Raw genomic sequence first — 263 nt, 5'->3', positions numbered from 1 at the left:
CTTGCGAACGTGCCTTTGCGCGCGTAGTGCAAGGAGAGAGGAGCGCCGTTTGGCCGAGCCAAACAAGCGACGACCGACGCCGCAATACGGGCGCAAAGGCACGTTCCCCTGTTTTAAAAAAACCTTCGAGGGGCTGGCCGCCAGAAGGGCCGATCGCCGCGTCATGCTCCTTGCGAATACGTCGAGTATTCGTTGCGTCGCAATCCTTGCGCTCGGCCCTTCTGGCGGCCAGCGCAAGCCCGTTATTAGCGTGAACAGGCCCT

Annotated in this window: 1 protein-coding gene; it reads left to right on the top strand. The window is 61.2% G+C overall.

The window, feature by feature from the left end:
• Positions 1 to 49: 49 nt before the first annotated feature.
• A partial coding sequence (locus F6X39_RS36460; RefSeq protein ID WP_222945429.1) for a hypothetical protein occupies positions 50 to 263 on the top strand: 214 nt, incomplete at its 3' end.

It is taken from the genome of Paraburkholderia sp. UCT2, from assembly GCF_014397665.1.
GTDB classification, from domain to species: domain Bacteria; phylum Pseudomonadota; class Gammaproteobacteria; order Burkholderiales; family Burkholderiaceae; genus Paraburkholderia; species Paraburkholderia tuberum.
Note: the sequence above shows the minus strand (reverse complement) of the source record. Positions and strands in the feature narration are given on the sequence as shown.